Origin of the sequence: Enterococcus sp. PF1-24 (assembly GCF_029893325.1) — a bacterium.
Taxonomy (GTDB): domain Bacteria; phylum Bacillota; class Bacilli; order Lactobacillales; family Enterococcaceae; genus HY326.
This window is the reverse complement of the sequence record NZ_JARXWL010000001.1, coordinates 78426-93671: the sequence shown is the minus strand read 5'-3', so window position 1 is coordinate 93671 and position 15246 is coordinate 78426. Positions and strand designations below refer to the sequence as shown.

General features: G+C 42.8%; 20 protein-coding genes. All 20 read left to right on the top strand.

The features are described 5' to 3' along the window. Window positions 1–17 precede the first annotated feature (17 nt). The 20 genes from M2139_RS00465 to M2139_RS00370 all read left to right on the top strand — a co-directional run bounded on the left by M2139_RS00465 (window position 18) and on the right by M2139_RS00370 (window position 15244). Window positions 18–314, top strand: coding sequence for a VRR-NUC domain-containing protein (locus M2139_RS00465; RefSeq protein WP_280736906.1), 297 nt, complete (start codon window positions 18–20; stop codon window positions 312–314). Then, on the top strand, window positions 295–1653 hold the full coding sequence (locus M2139_RS00460) for a DEAD/DEAH box helicase (RefSeq protein ID WP_280736807.1): 1359 nt from the start codon (window positions 295–297) through the stop codon (window positions 1651–1653). Before M2139_RS00465 ends, M2139_RS00460 begins: the two co-directional genes overlap by 20 nt. Window positions 1654–1717: 64 nt before the next feature. Then, a complete protein-coding gene (locus M2139_RS00455) occupies window positions 1718–2125 on the top strand; it encodes a DUF1492 domain-containing protein (RefSeq protein ID WP_280736806.1) in 408 nt (135 codons plus the stop codon). Window positions 2126–2256: 131 nt separating this feature from the next. Next, window positions 2257–2616 (top strand): HNH endonuclease signature motif containing protein, encoded by a 360-nt coding sequence (locus tag M2139_RS00450; RefSeq protein WP_280736805.1) that lies wholly within the window; start codon window positions 2257–2259, stop codon window positions 2614–2616. Between the two features lie 120 nt (window positions 2617–2736). Next, window positions 2737–3279, top strand: a complete 543-nt coding sequence (locus M2139_RS00445) for a P27 family phage terminase small subunit (RefSeq protein ID WP_280736905.1) — start codon at window positions 2737–2739, stop codon at window positions 3277–3279. Between the two features lie 2 nt (window positions 3280–3281). Continuing rightward, complete coding sequence (locus tag M2139_RS00440) at window positions 3282–4064, top strand: S-adenosylmethionine synthetase N-terminal domain-containing protein (protein WP_280736804.1); 783 nt, start codon at window positions 3282–3284, stop codon at window positions 4062–4064. After that, window positions 4064–5299 (top strand): site-specific DNA-methyltransferase, encoded by a 1236-nt coding sequence (locus M2139_RS00435; protein WP_280736803.1) that lies wholly within the window; start codon window positions 4064–4066, stop codon window positions 5297–5299. The genes M2139_RS00440 and M2139_RS00435 overlap by 1 nt, the downstream gene beginning before the upstream one ends. After that, window positions 5292–7133 (top strand): DNA cytosine methyltransferase, encoded by a 1842-nt coding sequence (locus tag M2139_RS00430; RefSeq protein WP_280736802.1) that lies wholly within the window; start codon window positions 5292–5294, stop codon window positions 7131–7133. The genes M2139_RS00435 and M2139_RS00430 overlap by 8 nt, the downstream gene beginning before the upstream one ends. Window positions 7134–7219: 86 nt before the next feature. Further along, on the top strand, window positions 7220–7915 hold the full coding sequence (locus M2139_RS00425) for a virulence protein (protein WP_280736801.1): 696 nt from the start codon (window positions 7220–7222) through the stop codon (window positions 7913–7915). Continuing rightward, on the top strand, window positions 7899–8126 hold the full coding sequence (locus M2139_RS00420) for a DUF4314 domain-containing protein (protein ID WP_280736800.1): 228 nt from the start codon (window positions 7899–7901) through the stop codon (window positions 8124–8126). The genes M2139_RS00425 and M2139_RS00420 overlap by 17 nt, the downstream gene beginning before the upstream one ends. Further along, window positions 8119–8298, top strand: coding sequence for a DUF5049 domain-containing protein (locus M2139_RS00415; protein WP_280736799.1), 180 nt, complete (start codon window positions 8119–8121; stop codon window positions 8296–8298). Before M2139_RS00420 ends, M2139_RS00415 begins: the two co-directional genes overlap by 8 nt. 110 nt (window positions 8299–8408) lie before the next feature. Further along, entirely contained in the window at window positions 8409–10010 is a 1602-nt protein-coding gene (locus M2139_RS00410; protein WP_280736798.1) for a terminase TerL endonuclease subunit, read from the top strand. Then, window positions 10007–11353, top strand: a complete 1347-nt coding sequence (locus M2139_RS00405) for a phage portal protein (protein WP_280736797.1) — start codon at window positions 10007–10009, stop codon at window positions 11351–11353. Before M2139_RS00410 ends, M2139_RS00405 begins: the two co-directional genes overlap by 4 nt. Further along, a complete protein-coding gene (locus M2139_RS00400; protein WP_280736796.1) occupies window positions 11271–12020 on the top strand; it encodes a head maturation protease, ClpP-related in 750 nt (249 codons plus the stop codon). The genes M2139_RS00405 and M2139_RS00400 overlap by 83 nt, the downstream gene beginning before the upstream one ends. Window positions 12021–12035: 15 nt before the next feature. Continuing rightward, window positions 12036–13220, top strand: a complete 1185-nt coding sequence (locus tag M2139_RS00395; RefSeq protein ID WP_280736795.1) for a phage major capsid protein — start codon at window positions 12036–12038, stop codon at window positions 13218–13220. Window positions 13221–13243: 23 nt separating this feature from the next. After that, the gene (locus M2139_RS00390) at window positions 13244–13555 is read left to right on the top strand and encodes a head-tail connector protein (protein ID WP_280736794.1); all 312 of its coding nucleotides are present in this window, start codon (window positions 13244–13246) and stop codon (window positions 13553–13555) included. Next, window positions 13552–13893 (top strand): head-tail adaptor protein, encoded by a 342-nt coding sequence (locus M2139_RS00385; protein WP_280736793.1) that lies wholly within the window; start codon window positions 13552–13554, stop codon window positions 13891–13893. The genes M2139_RS00390 and M2139_RS00385 overlap by 4 nt, the downstream gene beginning before the upstream one ends. Continuing rightward, window positions 13880–14311, top strand: a complete 432-nt coding sequence (locus M2139_RS00380) for an HK97-gp10 family putative phage morphogenesis protein (RefSeq protein ID WP_280736792.1) — start codon at window positions 13880–13882, stop codon at window positions 14309–14311. The genes M2139_RS00385 and M2139_RS00380 overlap by 14 nt, the downstream gene beginning before the upstream one ends. Further along, a complete protein-coding gene (locus M2139_RS00375; RefSeq protein ID WP_280736791.1) occupies window positions 14308–14649 on the top strand; it encodes a hypothetical protein in 342 nt (113 codons plus the stop codon). Before M2139_RS00380 ends, M2139_RS00375 begins: the two co-directional genes overlap by 4 nt. Window positions 14650–14653: 4 nt before the next feature. After that, the gene (locus M2139_RS00370) at window positions 14654–15244 is read left to right on the top strand and encodes a major tail protein (protein WP_280736790.1); all 591 of its coding nucleotides are present in this window, start codon (window positions 14654–14656) and stop codon (window positions 15242–15244) included. The last annotated feature ends 2 nt before the right edge of the window (window positions 15245–15246 follow it).

Sequence of the window (15246 nt, the reverse complement as noted above, 5' to 3'; positions counted from 1 at the left end):
GACCTCCACCTTTTCATATTCAGGAGATATTTATGAGAGAGAAAGAAATAGAACAAAAACTCGTGAAAGCGGTTAAAGATATGGGTGGTATCGCACTTAAATTTATTAGTCCAGCATTTGATGGTATGCCCGACCGCCTAGTGCTACTACCAAAAGGCAAGATTGCTTTTGTAGAAGTGAAAGCACCAAATAAGACTCCTCGTCCATTACAAATTGCAAGGCATGAGATGTTACAGCGACTTGGGTTTAGGGTCTATGTACTGGAGAACAAAGAACAGATTGGAGGGATTCTTGATGAAATACGAACCACATAGCTATCAGCAGTATGCAACGAAATACATTGAGGATCACTCTGTTTGTGCCGTCCTACTAGATATGGGACTAGGGAAAACTTCAATCACACTGACGGCTCTTTCCAATCTGTTGTTTGACAGCTTTGAAATCCATAAAGTTCTTGTTATCGCCCCACTTCGAGTGGCTAGAGATACATGGAGTGCCGAAATCGAAAAATGGGAGCATCTGCAAAACCTTAAATATTCTATCGCTGTCGGCACAGAGCAAGAACGACTTTCAGCTTTAAAAGCACAAGCGGACATTTATATCATCAACCGTGAAAATGTGCAGTGGCTGATTGAGAAAAGCGGAATCTCATTTGATTTTGATATGGTGATAATTGATGAGCTTTCATCTTTTAAGAACTATCAATCAAAGAGATTTAAGGCTTTGATGAAAGCAAGGCCAAAAATTAAACGCATTGTTGGACTGACTGGAACACCAAGCAGTAATGGACTTATGGATTTATTCGCAGAATTTAAACTACTAGATATGGGAGCAAGGCTTGGCAGATTTATTGGTCAGTATCGAAGCGCTTACTTCACCCCTGATAAACGAAATGGACAGATTGTGTTTAGCTACAAACCTCTGCCATATGCCGAAGATGCAATCTACAAGCAAATATCAGATATCAGCATTTCAATGAAATCGACAGACTATCTGAAAATGCCAAAACTAATCAGCAGTGAATATAAAGTTCAGCTATCGCCAAAGGAACAAAAAGCCTACGATAATTTGAAATCTGAACTGGTACTAAATCTCCCCAATGGTGAAATCACTGCTGCTAATGCCGCCGCCCTTTCAGGAAAGCTATCACAAATGGCAAATGGAGCGATATATTCAGATGATGAAAACATAATCGAAATTCACGGTCGCAAGTTAGATGCCTTAGAGGACATTATCGAATCAGCAAACGGCAAACCACTGCTTGTGGCATATTGGTTCAAGCATGATCTTACAAGAATTGAAAAGCGACTGCATGAACTGCATATTTCTTTTGCAAAGCTTGATTCTTCCGATAGTATTAGCAGATGGAACAATGGCGAACTTCCTGTGGCTCTTATCCACCCTGCAAGTGCAGGTCATGGACTGAATCTTCAAAGTGGCGGTTCTACTATTGTTTGGTTTGGCTTAACGTGGTCGCTTGAACTATATCAGCAAACAAATGCAAGGCTGTGGCGGCAAGGTCAATCAGCAAAAACAGTGGTGGTTCAGCATATTTTAACCGCTGGCACAATTGATGAGCAGATTATAAAAGCCTTGCAGACTAAAAACACAACACAATCGGCACTTATTGATGCCGTGAAAGCCAATCTATGAAAATCAGAGTCAACCTATGACAATCCAAGCCAATCCGAGTGGACTAAAAATCGGAGGTAAGGATATGACTGAAAAAGAATACTTATTGCAGGCACGATACTTGGATGAACGCATTCGCTCCAAACTTCAGCAGATAGAATCCCTAAATGACTTAGCCACAAGCTGCAGTGCAGTCATTAGTGATATGCCGAGAAATCCAAACCGTGGTGGTCCTAAAATGGCAGATGCCGTAATCAAGATCGTTTCTTTGCAGGAAGAAATCAATATGGACATCAATGCTCTTGTAGAACTGAAGCGTGGAATCATGGGTGTTATAAAAGCCGTGCCAAATGTAGAGTACCAGACGCTGTTGGAAAAACGATACCTGTGCTTTATCTCATGGGAGCAGATTGCTGTGGATATGAATTATTCCATGCAGCACATACATCGAATGCATAGTGCGGCATTAAAGGAAATTGTAGTGCCACAGTAACATGAGAGTTAATGTGATAGAATGAGAGTAACCTCTTATGTTATTATTAGAATGGCAAAAGAGAATACAAACCAAGCCTTGCAGGAGAAATCTTGCAGGGCTTTTGTTATGCCAAGAATTGAGGTGAAACGATGCCGAGAAGTCCAAAGAAACCGTGTTCTCACCCGAACTGCCCTAACTTGACTGAGGGTAGATTCTGTAAGGAACACGAGGTGCTAGAGCGTAAACGCTACAACAAATACTCACGCAGTCCTGACACCAACCGTAAGTATGGCCGTGCGTGGAAACGAATCCGTGACCGTTACATTGCACAGCACCCGTTGTGTGAACGCTGTGAGCATGATGGTAAGCTAACCATAGCAGCCGAGGTTCATCACAAGCTACCTGTATCCCAAGGAGGACAACATAGCAAAGATAATTTGATGTCGCTTTGTCGTTCTTGTCACAACAAGATTCATCTTGAAATTGGTGATAGACAGATTAGAAAGTGACAAGGAGGGGCGGGTTCAATCTCTACAGCTAATATAGCGGGCAGCGGCGTGGGGTCACACGCACAAAATCGCATAAGTTTTAAGGGGAATACCCCTAACATGAAAAGAGGTGAATTTTTTATGGGAACAAGAGGTCCAAAAGCCGGTTCAGGCGGCAGACCGAAAAAGCCAATTACAGAAAAAATCGCAGATGGTAACCCCGGCAAACGCAAGCTGACTGTCATTGATTTCAAAGATAGCGCTGCAGATTTAGAGGGGCAGGATATGCCGAAACCATCTGAATTTTTATCGGCAAAACAAAAAGACGGTTCACAGCTTTGTGCCGCTGAAATATATAAAAACACATGGGAGTGGCTGTCTATAAGAGGATGTGCCACTCTCATTTCTCCACAGCTAATTGAACGATACGCTATGGCTTCTGCTCGTTGGATTCAATGTGAATCGGTAACGAGTGAACTTGGATTTTTGGCAAAGCACCCAACAACAGGTGCGGCAATTCAAAGTCCATATGTTGCCATAGCGGATAAATACATGACACAAGCGAATCGTCTGTGGTCAGAGATTTACGGAATCGTCCGTGAAAACTGTACATCGGAATATACAGGTGCAAATCCGCAAGATGATGTGATGGAACGACTACTTAGAGCGAGGAAAGGAAAATAACGATGATAGAAAAAGTAAACCCTAGCCACCCAGATAAGGTGGCAGATAGAATTGCAGGGGCCATTGTTGACCTTGCGTATAAAGCAGAAAAAAATCCTAAAATTGCAGTTGAGGTTTTGATTGGTCACGGTATCTGCCATGCGATTATTGAAACCTCAGCTGATTTGAATAAGAACAAAATCAAAAGTGCCATTAAGCGTATTGCAGGAAATGTGAAGTGTGATATCGTGATTGTTCCGCAAGATAAGCATTTATCTGATAACCAAGTGACACAAATTAAATGCGGCGATAATGGGATATTTAAGGGTATGCCACTCACCAACGAGCAAACTGCACTTTCAAAAATTGCTCGTGAAATATATGAGAAATACCCATATGACGGAAAGTATATTCTTGACGAAACAAATCTCATCATCTGCCAGAGCAATGCCAAAAGCGAAAAATTGAAAAAGTCATATCCCTTTGCAACAATCAATCCTCTAGGTGATTGGACTGGCGGCACTGATGTTGATACTGGTGCTACCAATCGAAAGCTTGGTTCTGATATGGCTGATTCCGTAACAGGTGGCGGACTTCATGGCAAGGATTTATCTAAGGCTGATGTTTCGGTAAATATTTATGCTTTTTTGAAAGCACAAGAAATAGGAAGTCCAGTACAACTTTGCTGTGCAATTGGTGATACCGAGATTGACGGAAAATCGTATTCGGAAATTGTAGCCATTGCAAAAAAATATATCGCATCTATCGGTGGTTTTGAGAAGTTTGCAGAATGGGGGCTGTTTTGATGTTAATTGAGAAAAAGAATACAAAAGACCTACTTCCTGCAGAATATAACCCTCGAAAAGATTTAAAGCCGGGCGATACAGAATACGAAAAGCTGAAACGCTCCATTGAGCAGTTTGGTTATGTCGAGCCAGTGATTTGGAACAAAACCACGGGCAAGGTTGTCGGCGGACATCAGCGGCTGAAAGTCCTTATTGATATGGGTATTTCAGAGGTCGAGTGCGTTGTGGTTGAGTTGGACGAGGATAAAGAAAAGGCACTTAATGTTGCACTTAACAAAATCAGCGGTGATTGGGATAAGGATAAACTTGCTCTGCTCATCTCCGATTTACAGGGTGCAGATTTCGATATTTCTCTTACTGGTTTTGAGCCTGCAGAACTTGATGATTTGTTCAAAGACACACTCAAAGACGGTATTCACGATGATGATTTTGATGTTGAGGAAGAACTGAAGAAACCGCCCATAACCAAACTTGGTGATGTTTGTACGCTTGGCAGGCACAGGCTTGTTTGTGGTGACTCAACAAAGAAAGATACCTTTGAAATACTCATGAATAGCAGCAAGGCGAATTTGGTAATTACTGACCCGCCATATAACGTGAACTATGAGGGCAGTGCGGGGAAAATCAAGAACGACAACATGGAGAATACTGCGTTTTATCAGTTTTTGCTTGATGCATTTACCAATACAGAATCTGTGATGGCTGATGATGCAAGTATTTATGTATTCCACGCTGATACGGAAGGATTGAATTTTAGAAAAGCATTTACAGATGCAGGATTTTATCTTTCTGGCACTTGTATTTGGAAGAAACAAAGCCTTGTGCTTGGCAGAAGTCCTTATCAATGGCAGCATGAGCCTGTTCTCTACGGTTGGAAAAAGAAAGGCAAACATCAATGGTACACAGGCAGAAAAGAAACGACTGTATGGGAGTTTGATAAGCCAAAGAAGAATGGTGACCACCCTACCATGAAGCCTATTCCGCTGCTTGCATATCCGATTATGAACTCAAGTATGAGTAACTGTATCGTGCTTGACCCCTTTGGTGGCAGTGGTTCTACCCTGATTGCCTGTGAGCAAACAGACCGCTGTTGCTACACCATAGAACTTGATGAAAAGTTCTGCGATGTTATCATCAAGCGATATATGGAGCAAGTGGGAACTTCCGAGCATATCTCGGTGGTTCGTGATGGTCTTACCTATCAATACAGTGAATTGGAGGTAAGCAATGAATGAAAAATTAACTTTGGGCAGTCTATTTGACGGCTCGGGAGGGTTTCCATTAGGCGGCTTAATTTCTGGTATAACCCCTTTGTGGGCATCGGAAATTGAGCCGTTTCCTATTCGTGTTGCTACCAAGCGAATGCCACAAATCAAGCATTATGGCGATATTTCTACAATGAATGGTGGCGATATAGTGCCTGTTGATATTATTACGTTCGGCTCGCCTTGTCAGGATATGTCCGTGGCAGGCAAGCGAACAGGACTGGACGGTTCTCGCTCCAGTCTTTTTTATGAAGCGATTAGAATTGTAAAAGAAATGAGGTGTGCTACGAATGGACAAAAACCAAGATATATCGTGTGGGAGAACGTGCCGGGAGCATTCTCTTCAAACAAAGGAGAAGATTTCCGAGCAGTCCTTGAAGAAATCTGCAAAGTTAAACAAGAAGGTCTTGCCCCGGACGAAACCGTATCTATTCCTAAAGCTGACAAATGGCAGCCAAGCGGAGAAATATTGGGAACTGATTACTCCGTTGCATGGCGAACATTCGATGCGCAATACTGGGGAGTTCCCCAACGAAGAAAACGCATCTACCTTGTCGCAGATTTTGCAGGTGAATGTGCCGGAAAAATACTATTTGAGTCAGAGGGCGTGTCAGGGTATTCTAAATCGTGCATCGGCCCGTGGCAAAGAACTACCAACGGTGTTAAGGCTTGCACTGGAGCATCAAGCCTCTGCTTAAATGATCAGGGTGGAAACCGAATGAACGTGACAGATGATGTCACTTGTACCCTCCGTGCAGAGAGCCACCATCCACCACTAGTGTTTGAAAACCATTCACAGGATTGCAGGTATAAGGAACTGGGTGATGTGTGTCAAACTGTCCTCTCCACTTTTGGAACTGGCGGTAATAATCAGCCATTTGTGGTTGATGATACTCCAAAAACATTAAAGATTCGCTGTGGTTGTGATGGCGGTGGTAAAGGTGTGTTGATACAAGATGATAAGTCAGCAACGCTTGGCTGTAACAATGACCAAACGGTATTTGTACCAAAAGCTTATGGCATCTGTTCTAAAGATAGTAACTCCATGAAATCAGATAACCCTCACAGTGGGATATATAAAGCCGATACCTCTCGAACGATTGATTCTAGCGGTGGAAACCCCTCTTGCAACCAAGGCGGCATTGCTGTTGTGGAAAGTTATGCACTGCAAGGCTCTATGATTGGACGCAAAGACGAGAACGGTCCTAATGGCGATGGGATAAACGAAGATGCATCTTTTACATTGAACACGACCGATAAACACGCTGTAGTATATGCCATCGACAGAGAAAGCTATAACTGTGGGCAGAATTTCGCAAGGAAAATGGGAATTTCAGAAGATGGTGTTAATTCTACTCTAAACGCACAAGGTCCAAGTGCTGTGGCTGTTCCAAGCTACTCAATGACCACAGGCTCATTTATGCAGATAAACGAAGAAAAGTCACCAACACTTGCTGCAAGAGATTACAAAGACCCGCCTTGTGTGAATGATGTGGCATACACTGTTCGCAGGCTGACCCCTACCGAATGTGCAAGGCTGCAAGGTTTTCCAGACTTTTGGTGTGCTGATTTAGGAACTGAAAACACTACCGATGAGGATATTGCTTTTTGGCGAGATGTGTTTGAAACTCATGCTCGCATTAATGGAAAGAAAGCGAAATCAGATAATCAAATCATTAAGTGGCTGAAAAATCCTCATTCTGATTCTGCTGAGTATAAGATGTGGGGCAATGGAGTTTGCCTAAATAATGTGGTTTTCGTGTTGTCTGGGATTGTGTACTATACACACAACGAGGAAGAATAATCGCCTTTAGTTCTGTACTAATGTAGCTTGCTATTATGTGCCTTTAGAGCGAATATGTACATACCAAATTAAAGGAGGTACACAGCATGGAAGTGAAATTTAATGTAACAGGAAACGAGCGAAAGGCTCTAGTTTCAGCCATTTCCGAAATCACAGGCACAAAGTCAAAGTATCTTGGAATGCCAAGCATGGCATACGAAATTGACTATTTTAAGGTAGACAAAAATGGCACGTTAATCTTTGATGATAGAGCAGACAGCGATGAAATTGAAAGCTTGCTTGAAATACTTGCCCAGAAAGGCTTTGCAGCTGAAGAAAGCAATAATCCCTCAACCATCGAAGAACTCCAACACAGCGAAGATGTGGGGCTAACAGTGGCAATGCCAAGGGAATACTTCACTGACAGCAGCCTAGAAAATTTGCAAAAGCTAATCGACTCAAAAGCAAGCCTAATCAAAAAGGCTTTTGGTGTTGAGGAATTGCCAATCGACATTGACGAAGAAAAAGTCGGCTTCCCTTGGTTTTCACTACATGGCGATGCCGCACTGGTTAGAGCCTATACTCACTTTATTCATGCACTTTGTGAGATGGCGAAAAATCAAAAGCGAGTAAATTCCACCGAAAAGCCTGTCGAGAATGAAAAATACGCTTTCCGTTGCTTTTTGCTCCGACTTGGCTTTATTGGCGAAGAATACAAAGGTGAACGCAAAGTTCTGCTCAGGAATTTCACAGGCTCATCAGCCTACAAATTCAAGGAGGGCGACAATGAGAATACCAAGTAGTGAAATAATTGAATCGCTCCGTAAAAAATATCCTGTAGGAGCAAGGGTTGAACTTGTTCAAATGGACGATGTTCAAGCACCGCCGATTGGTACAAAAGGTACGGTTAAAGGTGTTGATGATATCGGCTCAATCATGGTGAAGTGGGATAACGGCTGTGGACTTCATGTGGTCTATGGTGAGGATATTTGCAGGAGGGTTGATAATGACTGAGCAAATTAAAGAGCAGATTCTTGCCATTCGTAAAACAGGTATTACAAATATGTTTGATATCCATATAGTTCAGCAATTAGCAGATGAAATGAAGTTCTATGAACTGGTGATTTACCTTGAAGAACACCGAAATGAGTATACTCACTTTATCCTAACTGGCGAGGAAAACTAAATTCAATAGCAACATTGGAACTAAGCCGAAAGGCTCTGTTCCTCGTACACACAGTCGCATCGTATAAGATGGCGGCTATTTTTATACCATTTTTGAGGAGGTGACGGCATTTGCGAAAACTAAAGAAATACAAGCCAACAAGATTTAAAGCAAAAGACAGTCACTATTCTTCTGAATCAGCTGACTTTGCAGTTGCATTTATAGAAAGCCTATGCCACACCAAAGGCACATGGGCAGGCAAACCGTTTGAACTTATCGACTGGCAGGAGCAAATTATCCGCGATGTATTTGGGGTTATTAAGCCGAATGGATATCGCCAATTCAATACCGCTTACATTGAAATTCCAAAGAAACAAGGCAAATCAGAACTTGCCGCCGCTGTGGCACTGCTCCTATGCTGTGGTGATTTTGAGGAACGTGCCGAGGTGTATGGCTGTGCCGCTGACAGACAGCAAGCATCTATCGTCTTTGAAGTGGCTGCTGATATGGTGCGTATGTGTCCTGCACTTTCAAAGCGAGTGAAAATCCTTGCTTCACAAAAGCGAATAATTTATCAACCGACAAACAGCTTTTATCAGGTATTGTCTGCCGAGGCTTACTCTAAGCATGGTTTTAATATTCATGGTGTGGTTTTTGATGAACTCCATACTCAGCCAAACCGAAAACTGTTTGATGTTATGACCAAAGGCTCCGGCGATGCTCGTATGCAGCCGCTGTATTTTCTGATTACTACTGCCGGCAGTGATACAAAATCCATCTGTTATGAAACGCACCAAAAGGCACTGGATATTTTAGATGGCAGAAAGATTGACCCAACATTCTATCCTGTCATTTATGGTGCAAGTGAATCTGACGACTGGACAAATCCAAAGGTGTGGAAGAAAGCCAATCCCTCACTTGGCATTACAGTTGGCTTGGATAAAGTAAAATCCGCTTGTGAATCGGCAAAGCAAAATCCTGCGGAAGAAAATTCATTCAGACAACTAAGGCTGAATCAATGGGTAAAGCAAGCGGTGCGCTGGATGCCGATGGAAAAATGGGATAAATGCTCCTTTGCTGTTTCTGAAGAAGATTTAGAGGGGCGAGTTTGCTATGGTGGACTTGACCTTTCCTCAACTACGGATATTACAGCATTTGTGCTTGTGTTCCCTCCTGTCGATGAAGAAGATAAATATGTGGTACTTCCTTACTTTTGGATTCCAGAAGAAAATATGTCGATGCGTGTCAATCGTGACCATGTGCCTTACGATGTGTGGGAAAAGCAAGGTTTTCTTAATACCACCGAGGGAAATGTGGTTCATTACGGCTACATTGAAAAATTCATCGAGAGCCTTGGCGAAAAGTTCAACATTCGTGAAATCGCCTTTGACCGTTGGGGTGCTGTGCAGATGGTGCAGAACCTTGAGGGCATGGGATTTACAGTTGTTCCATTCGGTCAAGGCTTTAAGGATATGTCACCGCCAACTAAGGAATTGATGAAACTGGTACTTGAAGAAAAGCTTGCTCATAGCGGGCATCCTGTTCTTCGCTGGATGATGGATAATATCTTTATCCGTACTGACCCCGCAGGAAATATTAAGCCAGATAAAGAGAAATCGACTGAGAAAATTGACGGTGCTGTGGCAACTATCATGGCACTTGACCGAGCAATTCGGTGCGGGAATGACAACGGAGCAAGTGTATATGACGAAAGGGGGATTTTATTTATATGAGTATATTTAGCGGACTATTTAAATCCAGAGATAAGCCTACCAATGCGACTGCAGGCAGCAGATATAGTTTCTATATGGGCAGCACCACATCTGGCAAAGCTGTCACCGAGCGTTCTTCCATGCAGATGACTGCTGTTTATGCCTGTGTGCGAATTTTGTCAGAAACGGTGGCAGAATTGCCACTTCATTTATACAAATACAGCGACAATGGAAAAGAAAAGGCAATCGACCACCCACTGTATCGTCTGCTTCATGATGAACCGAACCCTGAGATGAGTTCATTTGTGTTCAGGGAAACGCTGATGACGCATCTACTTTTATGGGGCAATGCCTACGCACAGATTATTCGTAATGGCAAAGGCGATATTGTGGCTCTCTATCCGCTTATGCCAAACAAAATGACAGTGGATCGAGATGAAAACGGACAGATATGCTACTTATACAACCGTTCCTCTGATGATGCACCAACCATGAAAACAAACAGCTTTACAGTGAAACTTGCATCTTCTGATGTTCTTCATATCCCCGGACTTGGTTTTGATGGTCTTGTTGGCTACTCGCCCATTGCGATGGCGAAAAATGCGATAGGACTTGCCATTGCCACAGAAGAATATGGAGCGAAGTTTTTCGCAAATGGTGCGGCTCCCGGTGGTGTGCTTGAACATCCGGGAACGATTAAAGACCCAAACAAAGTGCGTGAAGCTTGGCAGTCACAATTTGGCGGCAGTGGGAACGCAAACAAAATTGCTGTGCTTGAGGAGGGAATGAAATATACCCCTATTTCTATCTCGCCAGAACAGGCTCAGTTTTTAGAAACAAGGAAGTTTCAAATCAATGAAATTGCTCGAATTTTCAGAGTGCCACCGCATATGGTCGGTGACCTTGAAAAGTCGAGCTTTTCTAATATAGAACAGCAATCTCTTGAATTTGTGAAGTACACCTTAAACCCTTGGATTGTCCGTTGGGAACAATCCCTCTCTCGCATTCTTTTTACAGAGCCTGAGAAACAGGAGTATTTTTTCAAATTTAATGTTGAGGGGCTACTGCGTGGCGATTATGAAAGCCGTATGAATGGCTATGCCACAGCAAGGCAGAACGGTTGGATGAGTGCAAATGATATACGAGAACTGGAAAATCTCGACCGTATTCCCGCCGAAAGTGGTGGTGACCTTTATCTTATTAATGGCAATATGCTCCCACTTGATAAAGCAGGAGCGTTTGCAAATATACCTACTGACGATGGAAAGGAGGACGAAGCTGATGAAGAACAAGAAATTCTGGAGTTGGAAGAGCCAAAAGACACTAAATCAAGAAAACGAAGAAATTACAGACCGAGTGCTTGAAATCTACGGCACAATTGCTGAGGAAAGTTGGTTTGACGATGATGTGACACCGAAACTCTTTCACGAGGAACTATTTAGCGGAACTGGCAAGTGCGAAGGCGCACCCCCGATCACCATTTGGATTAACTCGCCCGGTGGCGATTGCATTGCGGCAAGTCAGATTTACTCTATGCTGATGGACTACAAAGGCGATGTGACTGTAAAAATTGACGGTTTGGCGGCAAGTGCAGCGTCTGTTATTGCAATGGCTGGCACAAAGGTGCTTATGGCACCAACAGCACTGATGATGATTCATAACCCTGCGACCCTTGCTATGGGTGACCATGAGGATATGAAAAAGGCAATTTCCATGCTTGATGAAGTAAAGGAAAGCATCATCAACGCTTATGAAATCAAGACAAGTCTATCTCGTGCCAAACTTTCACATCTGATGGACAGTGAAACTTGGATGAATGCAAACAAAGCGATTGAACTTGGATTTGCTGATGGAATTATTGAGGACGAGAAGAAATCCACCTCAATTCCTGCTTATGCTTTTTCGAGAAAGGCAGTAGCTGTTAATCTATTAAACAAGTTAAAAGAAAAAGAACCTGTGGCAACTGCCACAAAACCCACTGGGCGATCAGTTGATGAACTGAAACTAAGCCTATACAAAAATCAAATTTAACGGAGGTATTTTAGTATGAATATTGTAGAAATGCGTGAAAAACGTGCAAAGTTGTGGGCAACTATGGAGGGTTTCCTCGACACCCACAGAAATGATAAAGGTGTTCTCTCAACCGATGATGACATCACCTATACCAACATGGAAAAGGAACTGAGTGATTTAACCAACGAAATCAGGCGAATGGAACGCAGAGATGTGACTCTACAGGAACTTTCAAAGCCTATAAATCAACCAATTACCGAAAAGCCAGCAAGTGCTGAAAAAGAAAAAGGCGGTCGTGCATCAAATGCGTACAAAGAGGATTTCGCTTTGCATCTTCGTGGAAAAGCACCGCTCCACAATGTGCTTGCCACTACTCCTGATGTAGACGGTGGTTTTCTTGTGCCAGAAGAATTTGAACATCAAATTGTGTCGGCACTTGATGAGGAAAACGTTATTCGTAAGCTTGCGAAAGTAATCACTACCCACAATGACAGAAAAATTCCGATTGCGACTGGACATTCTGTGGCTCAGTGGACAGCGGAAAATGCTGCCTACACTGAAAGCAATCCTACATTTGGGCAAAAGCAGATTGATGCGTTTAAACTAACTGACCTTGTTCGTGTCAGCACAGAACTTTTACAGGACAGTGCTTTTGACCTTGAAAGCTATATCGCCAAAGAATTCGCTCGTGCTTTTGGCATTGCTGAGGAGCAGGCTTTCTGCGTTGGCACTGGCACAAATCAGCCGACTGGTATTTTTACAGCAAATGGCGGTACAGTTGGTGTTACTGCTGCAAGTGCGACTGCAATTACCGTTGATGAAATCATCGCTCTTGTGTATGCACTCAAATCTCCATACCGCAGAAACGCAAAATTCCTTATGAACGATGCAACTGTTTCTATTCTTCGTAAGCTAAAGGACAGCAATGGTGCGTATTTATGGCAGCCATCTGTTCAGGCGGGTCAGCCTGATAGACTTCTTGGCTATGAGATTTATACCAGTCCATATGCTCCAACTGTGGCGGCAGGTGCTCTTGCTATTGCCTTTGGTGATTTTGATAATTACTGGATTGGCGATCGTGCAGGAAAAACAGTGCAAAGACTTAACGAACTTTATGCGACAAATGGGCAGATTGGTTATGTTGCAACCGAGCGTGTTGACGGTAAGGTTATTCTGCCAGAGGGTATTCAGCTACTCAAAATGAAAGCCGGGTCTTAAACTAAAGAAAGGAACGGGCAGTGATGAACAATTTACTAATTAAAGTAAAACAGAATTTAATACTCGATCATGCGGTAGATGATGAATTGCTTTTAAGTTTCATCACTGCCGCTGTTTCTTATGCGGAAAGCTATCAGCATATTGCAGAAGGGTTTTATAGCGAAAATACAATGCCTGCAACCACTGAACAAGCTATCATTATGCTTGCGAGCCATTTCTATGAATCACGAGATGGCTCAACTGGTGGTTTCTTTGCTGATAACGTTGGTGCAAGTGCTCAAGTTTGGAATACGGTTAATCTTCTGCTCCGACTAGATAGGCGGTGGCAGGTATGAGTTTTGGCAAAATGAACGTCTTTGCTGATATAAAGGCGATTGTAACAACGAAGGACAGCGAGGGATTTACAGTAAGCGAAGAAACAACACTTGCTACAATTAGGGTTTACCGAGAGGGTCGGCACGGAAGTGTGCGGTGGGCAAATCTCGCCGCTTTTTCAGAAGCAACTGATTTATTCCGCTTTCGCGTAATTCCTAATCTTACTATAACTACTGAGCATTTCATTGAATGCGACGGAGAACGCTTTCATATCACGTCCGTGGAAAACGTCAAAGGACGTGGAATGTATATCGAGGTACTTGCGAAAAAGGTGGTGGCAACGAATGGGAAAAGTTGATATTAAAATGCCTGATGAATTTTTAGAACGTATTTCTAAGGTTGGCAGTGATTTTGATTCTATTGCTGAAACTGTACTTGAAACTGGTGGTGAGGTTGTGTTTGCAAGAACAAAAAGCAACCTTTCTGCTGTAATCGGCAAAGGCACAAAATACGAATCACGCTCCACGGGTGAATTAGAATCGGCTTTAGGTATGACCACTGTCAAGATGGATAAACAAGGCAATCACAATATCAAAATAGGTTTTGCTGAACCTCGTTCTGATGGTGATTCTAACGCTAAAATAGCCAACATCATCGAATACGGAAAACACGGTCAGCTTGCAAAGCCATTCTTAAAGCCTGCAAAACGTGCATCAAAGAATGAATGCATTACTGCCATGCAAAACAAATTTGAGGAGGAGGTCGATAAAAGATGAGCATTTTATCTGATTTACAAAACACATTAGAGCCGCTTGGAATTCCCCTTGAAACTGGGATATTCTCTGACAATGCTCCATCGGAATATATCGTCCTTGTTCCTATGAATGATATATTTGAACTTCATGCAGATAACGAACCTAAAATTGACGTGCAGGAAGTGCGAATTTCCCTGTATTCAAAAGGCAATTACACAAAAGCGAAAAATACTATCGTGCGGGCATTATTAAAAGCTGACTTTACAGTAACAGCACGACAATATATCGGTTATGAAACCGACACTGGCTACCACCACTACAATGTGGACGTGGCAAAATATTACGAATTGGAGGAATGAATCTATGGCTACAATTGGTCTTGATAAACTTTATTATGCCCCTATTACTGAGGGCGAAAACGAAGAAGAAACCTATGGCACGCCTGTTCAGCTGGCTAAGGCAATCTCAGCTGAATTATCGGTTGAACTTGCCGAGGCGACTCTTTATGCTGATGATGGTGCATCAGAAATCATCAAGGAATTTAAAAGCGGTACGCTCTCTCTTGGCGTTGATGATATAGGAACAGCAACTGCCGCCGCTCTTACTGGTGTATCGGTGGATAATAACAACGTTGTAATTTCTGCAAGCGAGGACGGTGGCAGTCCTGTGGCTGTTGGCTTTCGTGCAAGGAAATCAAATGGGAAATACAGATACTATTGGTTATACCGAGTGAAATTCGGTGTGCCTGCCACAAACCTTGCAACCAAAGGTGACAGCATTACCTTTTCCACTCCGACTATTGAGGGTACTGTTCTTCGCAGAAATAAGCCTGATACAAGCGGTAAACATCCATGGAAAGCAGAAGTCACTGAGGGCGATACAGGTGTTACCCCATCTGTTATCAGCAGTTGGTATACGGCAGTTTATGAACCTGCATTTGCAGAGGAGGGTTAAGC

Coding starts and splice junctions, on each gene's coding strand:
- M2139_RS00460 (WP_280736807.1), top strand. CDS start 295: ATGAAATACGAACCACATAGCTATCAGCAGTATGCAACGAAATACATT.
- M2139_RS00455 (WP_280736806.1), top strand. CDS start 1,718: ATGACTGAAAAAGAATACTTATTGCAGGCACGATACTTGGATGAACGC.
- M2139_RS00450 (WP_280736805.1), top strand. CDS start 2,257: ATGCCGAGAAGTCCAAAGAAACCGTGTTCTCACCCGAACTGCCCTAAC.
- M2139_RS00445 (WP_280736905.1), top strand. CDS start 2,737: ATGGGAACAAGAGGTCCAAAAGCCGGTTCAGGCGGCAGACCGAAAAAG.
- M2139_RS00440 (WP_280736804.1), top strand. CDS start 3,282: ATGATAGAAAAAGTAAACCCTAGCCACCCAGATAAGGTGGCAGATAGA.
- M2139_RS00435 (WP_280736803.1), top strand. CDS start 4,064: ATGTTAATTGAGAAAAAGAATACAAAAGACCTACTTCCTGCAGAATAT.
- M2139_RS00430 (WP_280736802.1), top strand. CDS start 5,292: ATGAATGAAAAATTAACTTTGGGCAGTCTATTTGACGGCTCGGGAGGG.
- M2139_RS00425 (WP_280736801.1), top strand. CDS start 7,220: ATGGAAGTGAAATTTAATGTAACAGGAAACGAGCGAAAGGCTCTAGTT.
- M2139_RS00420 (WP_280736800.1), top strand. CDS start 7,899: ATGAGAATACCAAGTAGTGAAATAATTGAATCGCTCCGTAAAAAATAT.
- M2139_RS00415 (WP_280736799.1), top strand. CDS start 8,119: ATGACTGAGCAAATTAAAGAGCAGATTCTTGCCATTCGTAAAACAGGT.
- M2139_RS00405 (WP_280736797.1), top strand. CDS start 10,007: ATGAGTATATTTAGCGGACTATTTAAATCCAGAGATAAGCCTACCAAT.
- M2139_RS00400 (WP_280736796.1), top strand. CDS start 11,271: ATGAAGAACAAGAAATTCTGGAGTTGGAAGAGCCAAAAGACACTAAAT.
- M2139_RS00395 (WP_280736795.1), top strand. CDS start 12,036: ATGAATATTGTAGAAATGCGTGAAAAACGTGCAAAGTTGTGGGCAACT.
- M2139_RS00390 (WP_280736794.1), top strand. CDS start 13,244: ATGAACAATTTACTAATTAAAGTAAAACAGAATTTAATACTCGATCAT.
- M2139_RS00385 (WP_280736793.1), top strand. CDS start 13,552: ATGAGTTTTGGCAAAATGAACGTCTTTGCTGATATAAAGGCGATTGTA.
- M2139_RS00380 (WP_280736792.1), top strand. CDS start 13,880: ATGGGAAAAGTTGATATTAAAATGCCTGATGAATTTTTAGAACGTATT.
- M2139_RS00375 (WP_280736791.1), top strand. CDS start 14,308: ATGAGCATTTTATCTGATTTACAAAACACATTAGAGCCGCTTGGAATT.
- M2139_RS00370 (WP_280736790.1), top strand. CDS start 14,654: ATGGCTACAATTGGTCTTGATAAACTTTATTATGCCCCTATTACTGAG.